Raw genomic sequence first — 15,192 nt, forward strand, 5'->3', positions numbered from 1 at the left:
CCTCTCTCACCCAAATCTCGCGGTGCCGATCACTTTGATCAGTTGCTGACGAACCGGATCTGGCTGCGCTGCGACGGCGTTCAGGACCTCTCGAAGTTCTGCGCGCAACCCATGCATCTGGTCGATCAGGGAAATCATCATCGACACTGCGTCTGCCTCCATTTCGTATTGGTCGTGCAACTCGCAGGCCAACTCCAGCCGGGCAACGTCGAGGCTGTGATAGACCAATCCGCGATCTGTTTGTTCGGGGATCACGATTTCGGCGGCCAGATATTCTGTCAATCGGGTCGAAGTCAGCCGGGCTACGGCGGTGATCAGTTCCTCTTCGGTCAGGGTGCGGGTCATGACGGCATTCCTTTGCGTGGGTCATAGCGGTGGGTTTCTCGCCATGAATCCATAAATTGCCTCAACTCATCATCGATTTGATCGGGCATTGAAATGGTCAGCTCGATCAACTGGTCGCCCCGTTCGGCCGAGCCGCGCTTCTTCACGCCCTTACCCCGCAAGCGCAGGGTTCTGCCGCTGCTGGTTCCCGCCGGGACGGTCACGTTTACACCCCCATCGATCGTGGGCGCCGCCACTTTGCCGCCCAGCACCGCCTCATCAATCGTGATGGGCAGCGTGATGTGAATGTCATTTCCCTGACGGTCGAATACCGGATGATCCGCGACTGATACTGTCACCAGCGCATCGCCGCGCGGCCCCTCACCATAGCCAGCGGCACCCTTGCCCCGCAGGCGAATGGTCTGACCGCTTGTGATCCCTGCGGGTATCTTGACCTCGATCCGGTCCCCATCCGGCAGGGTCAGTTTCTGGCTGGCGCCAAACACCGCATCCAGAAAGCTGATCTGAAGCGTGAAGTTCAGATTGTGGCCGGGCGCGTGAAACTCGCGGCCGCCTTGCCCACCAAATCCGCCGCGACCCCGCATGAATTCGGCAAAGATATCCGACATGTCGTCGGGGTCCGTCGCCTGCCCGCGATAGGGGTTGCCGGCGGCTTCGGCGTAATCGCGATAGTATTGCTGTTGCGGGCGTTCCTGTCCCGAGGCATCAATCTCACCATTGTCATAGCGTTTGCGCGTCTCAGGATCTTTCAACAGATCATAGGCCGCGGCGGCGGCCTTGAACTTGGCTTCGGCCTCGGCGTCCCCGGGTTTCAAGTCCGGGTGGCATTCCTTGGCAATGCGCCGATACGCTTTTTTGATTTCAGCGTCGCTGGCATCTTTGGCCACGCCAAGTGCGGCATAGGGATCGTCGCTCATCTCACCTCTCATGGATGGGGGAAGGGCTGATCATGATGAAGGTATTTTATCACGTGATTTCAACAGGTCAAAAAGAACCGGTGGCTAAATTGGTTCGCAAGTTTCGTAATCTCTGATACTATCAGGCTGTTTCATATTATTCATTGACGGAGATTAGCCGATGACGCGCAGACTTAAATCGGTTCTGGCCTTGCTGGCGGGCAATGCCATTGGGTTAATGTTGGCCGCTTTGCTACTGACCGGTTTTGCAATCAAGCCGATTTCATTCATCGTTGTGGTGATCGTATTCACGCTGGTGCAGGTGGTGGCCGAGCCGCTGATCCTGAAGTTGGGTGAGAAAAGGGCGCCTTCGTTGAAAGGCGGGATCGCGTTGATCGTGACCTTTGTCGGCCTGCTTGTGACCGATCTGGTGACCAATGGGCTGACGGTTGGCGGAATTTCCAACCTGCTGGCTGCGACACTGCTGGTCTGGCTGGGCGCGCTGATCGCCAGCGTCGTGCTGCCGATCTACGTGTTCACCGAGCTGCGCACGCCCAAAAAGTAATTACAGTGCGTTCAGGCTGGCATCGATTGCCTGCCAAAGCTCAACCACCGGCTCGCATCCCACGGACAGACGGACAAAAGCGGGGTCAACGTCGTCGCCCCAACGGGCGCGGCGCTCGGCCGAGCTATGGACGCCGCCAAAAGACGTCGCAGGGCGCAGCATTGGACAGGTGTTGATGAAGGTTTCGGCCTTGGCCTGGGTTTCCAACGTGATCGAAAGAAGGAATCCGAACCGCGTGGTCTGAGCCTGTGCCAAGGTGTAGGATGGGTCACCTGGCAGGCCGGGATAGCGGATGTCTTTCACAGACGGATGCGCCGCCAACCGTTCTGCCAACACCTGGGCTGAGCTGCACATCCGGTCGAACCGAACATCCAACGTTTCCAACCCGCGATGCAGCAACCAGGCCTCATGCGGGCCGGGGATCGCGCCAGAGACACGCCGCCATTCCTCGACACGCTCCATGGCATCTGTATTACGGCTGGCCACATGGCCCATCAGCAGATCGGAATGCCCACCCATGGCCTTGGTGTCCGAGGACACGACGATATCTATGCCTATATCCAAAGGACGCTGGCCCAGTGGTGTCATGGTTGTGTTGTCAGCAATGGTGATCCCACCAGCTGCGCGCACGGACGACGCGATGGCTGGCAGGTCCATCATATCCAGACCAGGGTTCGAGGGGCTTTCGACAAAGACCACATCGAAGCCGTCGAACCCGCCTTCGGAAAAGCCGGTTGTCGGTCGTTCTGTCACGATGACACCCAGACCAGACAGAAATCGGTCGGCCAGCACGCGGGTGACGTAATAGCCATCCGACGGGATCAGGATGCGCGACCCGGCTTTGACCGTGGCAAACAACGCGGCCGAGATCGCCGCCATGCCCGACGGGAAAGCCAGGCAGGGGGCGTCTTCAAGATGGGCGAGAACCTGTTCCAGATGTTCCCAGGTTGGGTTGTTGACGCGACCGTAGAAATCATGCCCGTCCGGCGCGCCGGGCAGGTGGAACATACTGCTTTGGGTCAGGGGCAGGGCCACGGGCTCGCCCTTGGTCAGTGCGTTGCCCCGCAGATGCAGCATCTCGCCGGTCTTGCGCCCCATCGTTTAGCGCCCCGGTATTTCGTCACGGGGCGGGGTGGGTTCCCATTTCTCGATTATGTCGGCCGCCTCTTGCGCGGTATCGACGAACCGGAACAGGTCCAGATCCTCGTCCGAGATGGTGCCGGCGTCGGCCAGCGCCTCCCAGTTGATGACCTTTTCCCAGAACGCGCGACCGAATAGCAGGAAGGGCACACGCTCCATACGGCCGGTTTGAATCAGGGTCAGGGACTCGAACAGCTCATCCATGGTGCCAAAGCCGCCGGGGAAGATGGTGATGGCGCGGGCGCGCATCAGGAAATGCATCTTGCGGATGGCGAAATAGTGGAAGTTAAAGCTGAGCTCGGGCGTAACGTACAGGTTCGGTGCCTGTTCATGCGGCAGCACAATGTTCAGACCGATGGAACAACCGTTCGCATCCTGCGCGCCGCGGTTACCAGCCTCCATCACGCCGGGGCCACCGCCGGTGACGATTACATTCTCTCGCCCGCCGGTTTCGTTCGATTTCTCGGTCATCAACCGGGCAAACTCGCGCGCTTCATCGTAATATTCCGACAGCCCGGCCAGCGTTTCCGTCCGCGCGGTGTGTTTCTGTGATGGCTCAGGGATACGCGCGCCGCCGAACATGACGATGGTCGAGGTGATCTCACGCTCGGTCATGATCATCTCGGGCTTGAGCAGTTCCAGCTGCAAGCGCACCGGGCGCAGCTCATCCCGGCACAGGAAATCCTCATCGGCAAAGGCAAGGCGATAGGCGGGTGAGCGGGTTTGCGGGGTGTCGGGTACCTCGCTTGCGGTCGAACGGTCGGTCTGCGCGTCGCGAAACGGGCTGAGGCGGTCTTCTCTCATGGGGTAACGATCCCTGCTTGCGTGTTTTCCAAACAGCTATAGGGTTCGGGCGCAGAGTGCCAGTCACGGAAAGATGAGAATGAATTGGAAGAGCGAAATACTGGCGGCGCAACACCGCATAAGTGGCTATGCGCAGGTGACGCCAGTGGTGGAAAGCCGTGCCCTGGGGCTGGATTTTCCGGTGGAAATGAAGCTGGAGCATATGCAGCACACCGGCAGTTTCAAAGCGCGCGGGGCGTTTAACACTCTGATCAGTTCGGATGTGCCCGAGGCCGGGGTTGTGGCCGCATCGGGTGGCAATCACGGCGCAGCGGCCGCCTTTGCCGCGCAGGCGCTGGGCTATCCGGCCAAGATTTTCGTGCCCGAACTGGCGGGGCCATCCAAGATCGCGCTGATTGAACAGGCAGGCGCAAATCTGAGCGTGGTGCCGGGAGAATATGCCAACGCTCTTGCTGCGGCGCAGGCGTATGAGGATGCGTCGGGCGCGATGCAGATTCACGCCTATGACGCCCCCGCTACGGTCGCCGGGCAGGGAACCTGCTTTGCCGAATGGGAGGCACAGGGCCTGAAAGCGGATACCGTATTGATCGCGGTGGGCGGTGGCGGCCTGATCGCCGGGGCGCTGGCCTGGCTGCAAGGCACGCGCAAGGTCGTGGCGGTTGAGCCGGAAACCTCCTGCGCGCTGAATGCAGCCCTGCAGGCCGGAGAACCGGTGGATGTGTCCGTCTCGGGCATTGCGGCAAATGCGCTGGGCGCGCGGCGGATCGGCTCGATTTGTTTCGATCTGGCACAAGGCGTGCAATCGGTTCTGGTCAGTGATCAGGCCATTTCTCAAGCGCAGCAGGCCTTGTGGCGGGCGCATCGCGTTCTGGTGGAACCAGCGGGCGCAACGGCCTTGGCTGCGCTGCTATCGGGGGCTTACACGCCAGAGCCGGGCGAACGGGTGGCGGTGCTGATCTGTGGTGGAAACATCTCACCGGACCCTCTGAACGGCTGAAACCGCAACAAACAGCCGCAAAGCGCGCGCTCAGCGTCGCATTGCAGCCAGTCCGTCGCTTGCGTATAGGCAACACAAGCGTGAACAGAATCTGCAGGGAGCCGCCAAATGTCCAACGCGCAACTGGAAGCCGCCATCGAAGCCGCCTGGGAGGCGCGAGATGCCATCACCCCCGCCACCACCGGCGAGACTCGCGAAGCGATCGAAGATACGCTGAACGCGCTGGACAGCGGGTCGCTGCGGGTGGCGGAAAAGCAGAACAGCGGCGACTGGCATGTGAACCAGTGGGCGAAAAAAGCGGTTCTGCTGGGCTTTCGCATCAAGGATATGGAAATCCAGACCGGCGGCGCTCAGGACGGCGGCTGGTGGGACAAGGTGGACAGCAAGTTCGCGGGTTGGGGTGAAAACCAATGGCGGGCCGCTGGCTTTCGCGCGGTGCCGAATTGCGTCGTTCGCAAATCCGCCTTTATTGCGCCCGGCGTGGTTCTGATGCCGTCATTTGTGAACCTGGGTGCCTATGTGGACGAGGGCACAATGGTTGATACTTGGGCCACCGTCGGATCCTGTGCGCAGATCGGCAAGAACGTCCACCTGTCGGGCGGTGTTGGCATCGGTGGCGTGCTCGAGCCGATGCAGGCGGGTCCGACCATCATCGAAGACAACTGCTTTATCGGCGCCCGGTCCGAAGTGGTCGAAGGCTGCATCGTGCGCGAAGGCTCGGTTCTGGGCATGGGCGTGTTCATCGGCAAATCGACCAAGATCGTCGACCGCGAAACCGGTGAGGTCACCTATGGTGAGGTTCCGCCCTATTCGGTGGTTGTTGCGGGCTCGATGCCGTCCAAGAACAACATCAACCTCTATTGCGCTGTGATCGTGAAGCGGGTGGATGAAAAGACCCGCTCGAAAACCGGGATCAACGAATTGCTACGCGACTAAACTGGGCGCGGATCAAACAAGTGGGCTGCAGCGCGATCCGCTGCGGCCCTTTTTTTGGTTATCGCTTACCCTTTGACCGGATAGCGGTCCGGTTCTTCGAACACATCAATGACGCGCGACCCGGCTTTGATCTTGCCGCCATGCTCCACTCCTGCGGGGATCGAATAGCTGTCACCGGGGCCATAGCTCCTGGTTTCATCGCCAATGGTCAGCTCAATCTCACCTTCGACCACAGTTCCCCATTGTGCCAGATGGGAATGAAGGGGCAGTTCGAAATCCTGAAGAAAGGTAAAAAACGCCACCAGCCCCGCGTCTGATCTGATCACGGCCGTTTGCACCACATCTTCGGGGAAGGGCACGTCGAGGCTTGGGAATCCTGTGATGAAATCCGGATAAGTCATGGCAACGTCCTTTTGTGATCGGTGTCAGGTTACTGCGGGCACTATGGCGGCACAGGCGATCCACTGCAATTCCCCGGCTGCTTGACCGCAGGCAGGTGCGCGGCTATGGCCCCTTGCATGGAAAAGCAAAAGAAACCTTCGCGTCAGCAGGTCTATACCCTGCTTGTACAGATCGGTCGCAAGGATGGCGATGGCCTGCCCGACGGCGCAACCGGGGCGGCATTGATGTGTTTTGCCAGCGGCGTCGACGAGGCCGAGGCCGTGCGCGAAACGGTGGCGATCCTGAAACAGGCAGATACCGCGCCTTTGGATGTCACAGGCTATGGCACTTTGGCCGAACGTGAGGCGCAAGGTCACGAGATCGACCCGGATGAACGGGCCCTAATGCAGCGCGCGCTGGATGAAAATGCAGTGATCGTGGCGCAGATGACCCCGTTTTTCGGGGATGAAGAGACGGCTTAGTTCCGCGCCCCAAACCACTTGCGATAAATCTCGTCATAGGTGCCGTCTTCGCGCAGCGCCAGCAGCGCCTGGTTGACGTCTTCGACCAGCGGGGACCCGGTAGGGAAGGCAATACCGTAATTCTCGCGCAGGAATATACCGCCTGTCATCGAGGCGATCCGGCGTCCTTCATGGGCGGCGAAATAGGACAGGATCGGCGCGTCGAACACTATGGCGTCCAGTTCCTCGTTGCGAAAGGCTTCAAGCATGGGGTCGAGCCCATCATAGTTGGTAAACTCGATCTCGCGGCGGTTCAGAAAGTTAGCAGCGGTTGAATTCGAGATTGTTCCGACCTCTTTGCCGTAAAGGTCATTTATCGAATTCACGCTGCCACTGATTGCATCCACTGTCATGACCGAGGTGATCCGCGCAGTGAAGACCGAGACGATAAACAGCGAAGATACAACCAGCACTACACCCAGAATTCGACCAAATGGCGTGCGCGGCATTCGTTCTTCAAACCCGCCATTGACCACCAGGTTCAAGGCCCACCAGAATGAGGGGAACCAGGCCTCGTCAAGCTTGCGGTCGAAATAGGGCTGCGAGCGGCGCTCGAACACCCACATAAGCATGCCGCCGCCAAGAAGGATGGCAAAGGCGAGCCCGATAGCAATGAACAACTCGCGCGACAGTAACGCATGTAGCAGTGACGGGCGGCGCACCGCGTCCGATGGCACCATGATCTGCAAACCAGCCTCGAAAATCGGCTGGCTGAAGTCCATCTGCGTTTCTCGCGAGGCAGTGATCGAGATATTGGCTATGGCCAGATCGGCGGATCTGTCCTGCACTGCGCCCAGCATGTCGCCAAAGGCGTCGGAACGTTGGATGGAATAGTCCCAATTCAGGGATTCAGCCAACGCCTCAAGCAGGTCCATCGAGAATCCGGTTTGGGCTCCATCTTCGACAAAAGAAAACGGAGGCCGTGTCACAGTCGAAACCGTCAGCGTCTGGGCCTGGCTTTGCTGGCCGAGAACGGCGAAAGTCAGGCAGATCAATGCGAAAAGAGCACGTGTCATCGTAAAATCACCTGTTTCGCGGCCCTCTAGCGCATATTCGAACCGGCAGACAAGGCAATCGCAGCGTAAGGCCCCATGTTTTCCGGGGGTGTCAGTTCGATACAAGGTGGAAAAAGCCCGCGGTTTCTGGCCTGTTGGGGTTGGCAATCGGGCCAATTCGTTGAATCTGTGCACGAACCTGAAAGAAATTTTATTGAAAGGGCCCACCATGACAGATCCGATTGCGTTGACGGCCGACCTGATCCGTTGCCCATCGGTCACACCTGAAGAAGGTGGTGCCCTTGTTCTGCTGCAGGATGTCCTGTCGCAGGCGGGGTTTGATTGTACCCGTGTTGATCGCGCCGGCATCAGCAATCTGTTTGCGCGATGGGGTGCAAAAGGTCACGCCCGAAGCTTTGGTTTCAACGGTCACACCGATGTTGTTCCGGTGGGCGACGAGGCCGCTTGGACCACACCGCCTTTCGGGGCAGAAATCCGGGAAGGGTTCATGTATGGGCGCGGGACCACTGACATGAAATCGGGTGTGGCGGCCTTTGCAGCGGCGGCAGTGGATTTTGTACGCGATACGCCGCCCGACGGGGCGATCATCCTGACGATCACGGGTGACGAAGAGGCTGATGCGCTGCATGGCACCACCGCCCTGCTTGACCATATGGATCAATGCGGCGAGCGGATGAGCGTCTGCCTGGTCGGTGAACCCACCTGCCCAAACAGGATGGGTGAAATGATGAAGATTGGCCGTCGCGGCTCGATGACCGCCTGGTTTACCGTAACAGGTGTGCAGGGCCATTCGGCCTATCCGCACCGGGCAAAGAATCCTCTGCCCGCCATGGCCCGGCTGATGGACAGGCTGGCCAGTCACGAGTTGGACCGGGGATCTGATCATTTTGACGCCTCGACGCTGGCGGTTGTGGCGATCGACACGGGTAATTCCGCCACGAATGTCATCCCGGCACAGTGCAGCGGGACCGTGAACATCCGGTTCAACGACCTGCATTCCGGCGCCAGCCTCAGCGATTGGCTGCAAGCGCAGGCGCGCGATGTAGCCGCCGCGTTTGGCGTTGATGTTGATGTGCGGATCAAAATATCGGGCGAAAGCTTTCTGACCCCTCCTGGCCCTCTGTCGGAATTGGTGGCCAAAGCGGTTGCGGCTGAAACCGGGTTCACGCCCGAGATGTCGACAACCGGAGGTACTTCGGACGCACGTTTCGTCAAAGATCATTGTCCGGTTGTCGAATTTGGTTTGGTCGGCAAAACCATGCATCAGGTGGATGAATGCGTTGAGGTGGCGCAGATTGAACAGCTCAAGGCGGTCTATACCCGTATCCTGACCGACTATTTTTCCTGATTCATGCAGCGCACCCTGGTGATCATGGTGAAAGAACCGCGCCCGGGCCGTGTCAAAACCCGGTTGGGGCGCGATATCGGTATGGTCGGTGCGGCGTGGTGGTTTCGGCATCAGACCCGCTCTTTGATCCGGCGCCTGCGCGATCCGCGCTGGCAGATCGTGCTGGCGGTCTCGCCGGACCGCGAAGGGCTGAACAGCCGCATCTGGCCCGCTGATCTGCCACGTGCGCCACAGGGTCGAGGGGATCTGGGCGATCGTATGGGGCGGATGCTGCGGAAAATGCCAACAGGGCCAGTCTGTCTGATCGGTGCGGATATCCCGGGGGTTACACGGGGGCATATCGCGCGCGCGTTCCGGGCATTGGGGCGCAACCAGATGGTGTTTGGTCCGGCCCCGGATGGCGGATATTGGCTGGTCGGGGCGCAACGCATTGGTGCCCTGCCGCACGGCCTGTTCCAAAACGTGCGCTGGTCGACGGAACATGCGCTGGCCGACACGCTGGCCTCGATCCCCGGATGCCGGGTGGCGATGCTGGATCAGCTGCGCGATGTCGATACGGTTGCCGATCTGCGAGCCTGACCCTTTTTTGGTCATGACGCCGCCGCATCTCCGTGATAGGCCGAAATCATGACTCGCATCCCTACCAAGCAAGAGGTCCTCGATTGGATCTCGGCGAACCCCACCCTGACCTCGAAACGCGACATTGCTAAAGCCTTTGGCATCAAGGGCGCGGATCGGATCGACCTGAAACGCATCCTCAAGGAACTTGAGGCCGAAGGGCATCTGGAAAAGCGCAATCGCAGCTATAGCGACCCGGACCGGTTGCCGCCTGTCAGCGTGTTGCAGGTGAAGGCCCCGAATGCCGATGGTGATCTGTTCGCGCGCCCGCTGGAATGGCATGGCGAAGGGGTCGAGCCGGTTGTTCTGATGATCACCCGCGCCAGCGATCCGGCGCTGGGTGAAGGCGACCGCATTCTGGCGCGTCTGACTGTCGTGCATGAGGAAGACCATAATTACGAGGCGCGCCTGATCCGTCGGATCGGAACCAACCCGCGCAAGATCGTCGGTATTTTCCGCAAAGGGGCCGAGGGTGGGCGGATCGTTCCCATCGACAAGGCTGGCCAAAACGAATGGCAGGTCAATGACGGTGCCTTACTGGGCGCGAAAGACGGTGAGCTGGTCGAGGCCGAACAGGCCGGACCCAAAACCCGCATGGGCCTGCCACGTGCCCGCATTGTCGAACGGCTGGGCGACCCGTCGGCCCCCAAGGCCGTGTCGCTGATCGCCATTCATCAGCATGGCATTCCCGATGACTTCCCCGACACAGTGATTGCAGAGGCTGACAAGGCCAAACCCGTTGGTCTGAAAGGGCGCGACGACCTGCGGGACATACCCTTGCTGACCATCGACCCGTCGGATGCGCGCGACCACGACGATGCGTGTTACGCGCATGAAGATGATGACCCGAAGAATAAAGGGGGACATGTGATCTGGGTCGCCATCGCGGATGTCGCCGCCTATGTGCAGCCCGGTACAGCGCTGGACCGCGAGGCGCGCAAACGCGGCAATTCCAGCTATTTTCCTGACCGCGTGGTTCCGATGCTGCCGGATCGTTTGTCGGGTGACCTCTGTTCTTTGCACGAGGGTGTCCCCCGCGCCTGTATCGCTGTTCGGATGCAGATTGACGCGGACGGCAACAAGATTGACCACCGCTTTGTGCGTGGTTTGATGCGGTCTGCCGCCTCGCTGCACTATGGCGAGGTGCAAGAGGCCATCGATGGCAACCCGAACGACCGCACCGGGCCGCTGTTGGAGACGGTTCTGAAACCGCTCTATGGCGCCTATGCCGCGCTGAAAAAGGCGCGCGCGGTGCGCCAGCCATTGGAACTGGATCTGCCTGAACGCAAGATCGTTCTGAGCGATACCGGAGAGGTTACCAGCGTCGCCTTCCGCGACCGGCTAGATGCGCATAAGTTAATCGAGGAATTCATGATCCTCGCCAATGTTGCAGCCGCCGAAACGCTAATCGCCAAACAACGCCCGCTATTGTTCCGCGTGCACGAAGAACCCGCGCCGGAAAAGCTGGAAAGCTTGCGGGAAACGGCGCAAGCGGCGGGGCTGAATCTGGCCAAGGGGCAGGTGCTGCAGACCCGGCATCTGAATGCTTTATTGAATGCTGCCGCTGGAACTGAAGACGCAGAACTGATCAATCTATCGACTTTGCGGTCTATGACGCAGGCCTATTACAACCCTGAAAATTTTGGCCATTTCGGACTGGCTCTGCGGAACTATGCCCATTTTACCTCACCCATCCGCCGCTATGCCGACCTGATCGTTCACCGTGCGTTAATCACGGCTCATGGTTGGGGCAAAGATGGGCTGACCGAGGATGAGATCGCCCGATTGGAGGACACCGCCACCCATATCTCGGATACCGAGCGCCGCTCGATGATGGCCGAGCGCGATACGACCGATCGCTATTTGGCCGCCTTTCTTAGCGAGCGGGTGGGCAATGAGTTCACCGGTCGGATCAGTGGCATCGCCCGGTTCGGCGCCTTTGTGAAGATGGACGAGACCGGAGCGGATGGTCTAGTACCGGTGCGGTCTTTGGGGCGCGAGTTCTTTCATTTCGACCGCGAGGCCGGAACGCTGATGGGATCGGACACTGGTCTGATCATCGCTATCGGTCAACGTGTCACCGTACGTCTGACCGAGGCGACACCTGTGACGGGCGGGCTGGAGTTGGAGCTGTTGTCGATCGACGATCAGGCCCTGCCGACGGGGCGCGGAGGGGCATCCAAGCGCCCAACGCGACGCAAGGCAGTCAGCACCAAGCGCAAGAAGGACAAGATCAAACGCAAGGTGGAACGCAAACGCCGTCAGAAGTGAATTCACATCTCGGGAACAAGGCGCATGTAGGTCAGCCTTTTGCGGGAAGGTGATAGGTCAACGCGCGGGCTATCAGCCAGCCATGGCGGGTGGCGTCGATCTGATCCGGATCATCAAACAGAACTGCCCGGTTGCCGTCTATCCTATCTTCGCCCGGAAAGGCCGAGGTGAAATCGCCCATCAACCGGCTTTGGCAATGCACGAACAGGGCAAAGCGGGCCGCTTTGTGCCCGCCCAATCGGATCGTGGATCCCTTGGGCGCCAGATAGGCGGGCTGCCCCCAGCGCAATGCCTCTTGCAACGGCTGCGCGCGGGGCAACGAAGTGGCGGTTTCCAGGATCAACTGACGCAGCGCAAGCGCCCCGGCACGTGTGCCTTCGGGCAGGGCATGATAGGCCGCTGCCACTGCGGGATCGTCAAATTGTGTCATGACAGCGGTATCGCCTGCTCCATCCGGTCTATGTAGTCGCTCAACAGCTTATCCTGTTTGATCCGCTGGGTCAGCGGTGTATTGGCCGGCGTCGCGCGCATCGCGGCAAGCATGGGGGCCACGCTCATATCCACTGAGGTCGGGGTTTCTCCCATCAAATAGGTCGACTGCCATAGATAGGCCGAGATCGCCTCAAGATCGCGTTCCAGCCTGTCCTGACGTTCCGCATCTGAGAATCGAGAGACGCCCTGAAACCCCAATCCTTTAACAACGTTCTTGCGGACGGAATTGGCAACTGGTTTGCGGATCAGGGCGGGGATGCCAGTGAAAAAGGTCTTATACAGAATCGGCCAGACTTCGTCATTCGCCCAACGGTCCTGGACGATCTGAAAATACAGATGCTCTTCGGCTAAACGGATCAATGCGCGCGATTGAGCTTTTTGCAGATCGCTCAGCCCGTGATCAAAATCACTACCTTGCGTCTCAAGCCAGTCGCGGATCAGGTCGCTGTCGGGGATCAGACGCTGCGGCGTGCGCAGAACCGGCAGCTTCTGATGCGGCATCTTGCGCGGATCAAGGAGGTCAGATCGCTGCCAGCGTTGGCCCGATGTTTGCAGCATTAGTGCCGTCTTCACGCAAAACGGGCTGGCGCTGAACAGGCCAAAGGCAGAGGGGTAGGTCAAAAGGGTCAGCATCTTGGGCTCCATCATGGGTATAGGTGATGGGTATGCCGAGCTAATGACAATTTCTGTCATTAGAGGTAAAGTAACCTGCATTATGACCCGCACCGCCCGTTTGTTCCAATTAATGCAATCCTTGCGCTCTGGCCCGTCGCCAAGAACGTCGATTGAGCTGGCTCAGGATCTGGGCGTTTCGCCGCGCACGATTCACCGAGACATCGATTCATTGCGCAGCCTCGGCGCCGTGATCGACGGAGAGGCGGGGTTCGGGTTCACCCTGATCGAGGACGCCACCCTGCCACCGCTTGGCTTCACCGATGATGAGCTTGAGGCCCTGGTGCTTGGCCTGCGCGAGGTACAATCCATTGGTGATCCCGGCCTCTCAGAGGCTGCCAGCGAAGTCCTACGCAAGCTGCAGGGTCGTTTGCCACCGCGCCAGTCTCAGCGCCTCAGCCATGCGGTGCTGACCGCCACACGGTTTGACCGGCCGGCGAAACCAACGGTGGATGTCGCTGAACTGCGGCGGGCCACCTGGGACGAACAGACGATCGAATTTTCCTATTGGGATGCCAAAGGCGACGAGACCCATCGCTGCGTAAATCCGTTGAGCATCGTTTACATGGACCGCGCCAGCGTGCTGATCAGCTGGTGCCTGTTGCGGCAGGATTTCCGCGTGTTTCGGTTGGATCGCATGCAAGAGATGCAGATTACCGGGGCCTCGTTCCGACCCAACCGGGTCCCCCTGCTGCGCGAAGCCCTGGATCGGCTGCGGTCTGAGCGGGAGGCGAGAGACCGCGACTCGGAAAGCTGAGCGCTTTGAGATTTGCCGTTTTTGCGCTATCCTGTGGTTGAGCAGTTATCAGGAAATTCGGAATGCGTAGATGCGTAAGCGGCGTTATGACCGCAGCATTATGGGCATCCATCGTACAGGCGGAGTCCATCAAAAGCCCGGAAGGGCCACAGCCGATACAATTGGCGTCGGCTGATCTTACAGTCTCAATCCGACCGGTCGTCCGACCATCGGAGGAGATGTATCGCGTGTCAGAAGAAAGAAGCGCCCGGTTTCAGGCGTGGCTTGGCGATTTTCGGACGCGGGCACAGGCCCAGGGTATCTTGCCCGGCACTCTGGATCACGCGCTAGCAGGGCTGGCCTATGACAAGGATATCATCAAGCGCGATCGCAATCAGGCCGAGTTCACCAAGCCGATCTGGGACTATCTGGATGCGGCCGTTTCTGATCGGCGCGTCGCAGACGGACGCGCGGGGTTGGAACGCCATGCCGCGGTGCTGACCCGGATTGAGGCGCAATATGGCGTCGAAAAAGAGGTCGTGACCGCGATTTGGGGGCTCGAGACGTCTTTCGGCACATTTCGGGGGTCGGATCAGACGATCCGTTCGCTTGCGACGCTGGCCTTTGATGCCCGACGGGCTGAGTTCTTTGAAACGCAACTGATTGCCGCCTTGCGGATCATTCAGGCAGGCGATGTCAGCCCCGCAACGATGGTCGGAAGTTGGGCCGGAGCAATGGGGCATACGCAATTCATGCCGACCTCGTTTCTGGATCACGCCGTGGATTTCGACGGTGACGGGCGGCGGGATATATGGACGGATGACCCGACCGATGCGCTGGCCTCGGCAGCGGCCTATCTGGCGCGTCATGGGTGGACCAAGGGACAGCCATGGGGTGTTGAAGTGCGCCTGCCCGCCGGGTTCGATTTTGCAGCCGCGAGACGCGATTACACGCTGCTGCCGTCAGGTTGGGCGGCGCTGGGCGTGGTCGGGTGGGATGGGCGGCCCATTGCGGATCATGGTCAGGCAGCGATTTTGTTGCCAGCAGGCGGTGAAGGCGTCGCATTGATGATCTTCGACAATTTCCGCGTGATCGAGCAATACAACGGTGCAGATGCCTATGTGATCGGCATTGGGCATTTGTCCGACCGTCTGGCGGGCCGCGCGGCGTTTCAGGCCGAGTGGCCTCGGGGTGATCGGGCGTTGAGCTTTGCTGAGAAGAAAGAATTGCAGCTCCGGCTGACCGAGGCCGGGTTTGACACGCAGGGGATCGACGGGCGCACCGGCCCGAATACCACTGAGGCGGTTCGGGCCTATCAACTGGCGCAGGGGCTTTTGCCGGACGGCTATGCCTCCGCGCCGCTGTTAGAGCGGTTGAGGTAGGGGAGGGGGCTCTGCCCCCGTCGCCTGACGGCGCCTCCCCCGAGGTATTTTCAGCCAGATGAAGCTGCGCGG

At 59.9% G+C, this 15,192-nt stretch carries 17 protein-coding genes; 9 read left to right on the forward strand and 8 right to left on the reverse strand.

The genetic code is table 11. The features are described from left to right. Nucleotides 1-6: 6 nt before the first annotated feature. Both AC2FH9_RS14080 and AC2FH9_RS14085 read right to left on the reverse strand, forming a co-directional pair. Complete coding sequence (locus AC2FH9_RS14080; RefSeq protein ID WP_281973035.1) at nt 7-345, reverse strand: hypothetical protein; 339 nt, start codon at nt 343-345, stop codon at nt 7-9. Then, entirely contained in the window at nt 342-1,262 is a 921-nt protein-coding gene (locus AC2FH9_RS14085; protein ID WP_271949567.1) for a DnaJ C-terminal domain-containing protein, read from the reverse strand. Before AC2FH9_RS14085 ends, AC2FH9_RS14080 begins: the two co-directional genes overlap by 4 nt. A 160-nt stretch (nt 1,263-1,422) precedes the next feature. Here AC2FH9_RS14085 and AC2FH9_RS14090 point away from each other — a divergent pair, with 160 nt between their 5' ends. Then, nucleotides 1,423-1,806 carry a hypothetical protein gene (locus tag AC2FH9_RS14090; RefSeq protein WP_142637207.1) on the forward strand — a complete coding sequence of 128 codons (384 nt, stop codon included), beginning with the start codon at nt 1,423-1,425 and terminating at the stop codon, nt 1,804-1,806. Here AC2FH9_RS14090 and AC2FH9_RS14095 read toward each other — a convergent pair whose 3' ends face one another. Continuing rightward, entirely contained in the window at nt 1,807-2,904 is a 1,098-nt protein-coding gene (locus AC2FH9_RS14095) for a cystathionine gamma-lyase (protein WP_496871946.1), read from the reverse strand. Nucleotides 2,905-2,907: 3 nt separating this feature from the next. Further along, nucleotides 2,908-3,750, reverse strand: a complete 843-nt coding sequence (locus AC2FH9_RS14100; RefSeq protein WP_496871948.1) for an LOG family protein — start codon at nt 3,748-3,750, stop codon at nt 2,908-2,910. A 79-nt stretch (nt 3,751-3,829) separates the two neighbouring features. Between AC2FH9_RS14100 and AC2FH9_RS14105 the strand changes: the two genes are divergently transcribed. Continuing rightward, a complete protein-coding gene (locus AC2FH9_RS14105; protein ID WP_496697528.1) occupies nt 3,830-4,747 on the forward strand; it encodes a serine/threonine dehydratase in 918 nt (305 codons plus the stop codon). 108 nt (nt 4,748-4,855) lie between these two features. Next, on the forward strand, nt 4,856-5,683 hold the full coding sequence (dapD, locus tag AC2FH9_RS14110; RefSeq protein ID WP_281973038.1) for a 2,3,4,5-tetrahydropyridine-2,6-dicarboxylate N-succinyltransferase: 828 nt from the start codon (nt 4,856-4,858) through the stop codon (nt 5,681-5,683). 65 nt (nt 5,684-5,748) lie between these two features. Here dapD and AC2FH9_RS14115 read toward each other — a convergent pair whose 3' ends face one another. Then, nucleotides 5,749-6,084 (reverse strand): cupin domain-containing protein, encoded by a 336-nt coding sequence (locus AC2FH9_RS14115; RefSeq protein WP_496713327.1) that lies wholly within the window; start codon nt 6,082-6,084, stop codon nt 5,749-5,751. Between the two features lie 117 nt (nt 6,085-6,201). On the opposite strand from AC2FH9_RS14115, the gene AC2FH9_RS14120 reads away from it, so the two are divergent. After that, on the forward strand, nt 6,202-6,546 hold the full coding sequence (locus AC2FH9_RS14120) for a DUF8846 family protein (protein WP_039539567.1): 345 nt from the start codon (nt 6,202-6,204) through the stop codon (nt 6,544-6,546). On the opposite strand, the gene AC2FH9_RS14125 is transcribed toward AC2FH9_RS14120, so the two are convergent. Then, a complete protein-coding gene (locus AC2FH9_RS14125) occupies nt 6,543-7,601 on the reverse strand; it encodes a transporter substrate-binding domain-containing protein (protein ID WP_496689957.1) in 1,059 nt (352 codons plus the stop codon). The two genes, AC2FH9_RS14120 and AC2FH9_RS14125, sit on opposite strands and share 4 nt — an antisense overlap. 208 nt (nt 7,602-7,809) lie before the next feature. Between AC2FH9_RS14125 and dapE the strand changes: the two genes are divergently transcribed. Genes dapE through rnr form a run of 3 tightly spaced genes read left to right on the forward strand, consistent with a single transcriptional unit; the run spans nt 7,810 to nt 11,838 of the window. After that, nucleotides 7,810-8,949 (forward strand): succinyl-diaminopimelate desuccinylase, encoded by a 1,140-nt coding sequence (dapE, locus tag AC2FH9_RS14130; RefSeq protein WP_496871951.1) that lies wholly within the window; start codon nt 7,810-7,812, stop codon nt 8,947-8,949. Nucleotides 8,950-8,952: 3 nt separating this feature from the next. Then, nucleotides 8,953-9,528, forward strand: coding sequence for a TIGR04282 family arsenosugar biosynthesis glycosyltransferase (locus tag AC2FH9_RS14135; protein WP_496697536.1), 576 nt, complete (start codon nt 8,953-8,955; stop codon nt 9,526-9,528). 48 nt (nt 9,529-9,576) lie between these two features. After that, nucleotides 9,577-11,838: a ribonuclease R gene (gene rnr / locus AC2FH9_RS14140; RefSeq protein ID WP_496871954.1), complete on the forward strand. Its 2,262-nt coding sequence runs from the start codon at nt 9,577-9,579 to the stop codon at nt 11,836-11,838. A gap of 31 nt (nt 11,839-11,869) precedes the next feature. Here rnr and AC2FH9_RS14145 read toward each other — a convergent pair whose 3' ends face one another. Together AC2FH9_RS14145 and AC2FH9_RS14150 are read right to left on the reverse strand one after the other, a co-directional pair. Beyond that, on the reverse strand, nt 11,870-12,268 hold the full coding sequence (locus tag AC2FH9_RS14145) for a DUF1801 domain-containing protein (RefSeq protein ID WP_281995448.1): 399 nt from the start codon (nt 12,266-12,268) through the stop codon (nt 11,870-11,872). Beyond that, entirely contained in the window at nt 12,265-12,978 is a 714-nt protein-coding gene (locus tag AC2FH9_RS14150; RefSeq protein WP_496871956.1) for a glutathione S-transferase family protein, read from the reverse strand. The genes AC2FH9_RS14145 and AC2FH9_RS14150 overlap by 4 nt, the downstream gene beginning before the upstream one ends. 67 nt (nt 12,979-13,045) lie before the next feature. On the opposite strand from AC2FH9_RS14150, the gene AC2FH9_RS14155 reads away from it, so the two are divergent. After that, nucleotides 13,046-13,759 (forward strand): helix-turn-helix transcriptional regulator, encoded by a 714-nt coding sequence (locus tag AC2FH9_RS14155; RefSeq protein ID WP_496703271.1) that lies wholly within the window; start codon nt 13,046-13,048, stop codon nt 13,757-13,759. Between the two features lie 62 nt (nt 13,760-13,821). Continuing rightward, nucleotides 13,822-15,120, forward strand: coding sequence for a lytic murein transglycosylase (locus AC2FH9_RS14160; protein WP_496871957.1), 1,299 nt, complete (start codon nt 13,822-13,824; stop codon nt 15,118-15,120). The last annotated feature ends 72 nt before the right edge of the window (nt 15,121-15,192 follow it).

The organism is Ruegeria sp. CDSC081 (assembly GCF_059610485.1).

What these genes read in the sequence shown, in the direction of transcription:
- dapE (WP_496871951.1), top strand. Translation starts at nt 7,810, where the DNA reads ATGACAGATCCGATTGCGTTGACGGCCGACCTGATCCGTTGCCCATCG.
- AC2FH9_RS14160 (WP_496871957.1), top strand. Translation starts at nt 13,822, where the DNA reads ATGCGTAGATGCGTAAGCGGCGTTATGACCGCAGCATTATGGGCATCC.
- AC2FH9_RS14135 (WP_496697536.1), top strand. Translation starts at nt 8,953, where the DNA reads ATGCAGCGCACCCTGGTGATCATGGTGAAAGAACCGCGCCCGGGCCGT.
- AC2FH9_RS14120 (WP_039539567.1), top strand. Translation starts at nt 6,202, where the DNA reads ATGGAAAAGCAAAAGAAACCTTCGCGTCAGCAGGTCTATACCCTGCTT.
- AC2FH9_RS14085 (WP_271949567.1), bottom strand. Translation starts at nt 1,262, where the DNA reads ATGAGCGACGATCCCTATGCCGCACTTGGCGTGGCCAAAGATGCCAGC.
- dapD (WP_281973038.1), top strand. Translation starts at nt 4,856, where the DNA reads ATGTCCAACGCGCAACTGGAAGCCGCCATCGAAGCCGCCTGGGAGGCG.
- AC2FH9_RS14145 (WP_281995448.1), bottom strand. Translation starts at nt 12,268, where the DNA reads ATGACACAATTTGACGATCCCGCAGTGGCAGCGGCCTATCATGCCCTG.
- AC2FH9_RS14125 (WP_496689957.1), bottom strand. Translation starts at nt 7,601, where the DNA reads ATGACACGTGCTCTTTTCGCATTGATCTGCCTGACTTTCGCCGTTCTC.
- rnr (WP_496871954.1), top strand. Translation starts at nt 9,577, where the DNA reads ATGACTCGCATCCCTACCAAGCAAGAGGTCCTCGATTGGATCTCGGCG.
- AC2FH9_RS14080 (WP_281973035.1), bottom strand. Translation starts at nt 345, where the DNA reads ATGACCCGCACCCTGACCGAAGAGGAACTGATCACCGCCGTAGCCCGG.
- AC2FH9_RS14115 (WP_496713327.1), bottom strand. Translation starts at nt 6,084, where the DNA reads ATGACTTATCCGGATTTCATCACAGGATTCCCAAGCCTCGACGTGCCC.
- AC2FH9_RS14150 (WP_496871956.1), bottom strand. Translation starts at nt 12,978, where the DNA reads ATGATGGAGCCCAAGATGCTGACCCTTTTGACCTACCCCTCTGCCTTT.
- AC2FH9_RS14155 (WP_496703271.1), top strand. Translation starts at nt 13,046, where the DNA reads ATGACCCGCACCGCCCGTTTGTTCCAATTAATGCAATCCTTGCGCTCT.
- AC2FH9_RS14100 (WP_496871948.1), bottom strand. Translation starts at nt 3,750, where the DNA reads ATGAGAGAAGACCGCCTCAGCCCGTTTCGCGACGCGCAGACCGACCGT.
- AC2FH9_RS14095 (WP_496871946.1), bottom strand. Translation starts at nt 2,904, where the DNA reads ATGGGGCGCAAGACCGGCGAGATGCTGCATCTGCGGGGCAACGCACTG.
- AC2FH9_RS14090 (WP_142637207.1), top strand. Translation starts at nt 1,423, where the DNA reads ATGACGCGCAGACTTAAATCGGTTCTGGCCTTGCTGGCGGGCAATGCC.
- AC2FH9_RS14105 (WP_496697528.1), top strand. Translation starts at nt 3,830, where the DNA reads ATGAATTGGAAGAGCGAAATACTGGCGGCGCAACACCGCATAAGTGGC.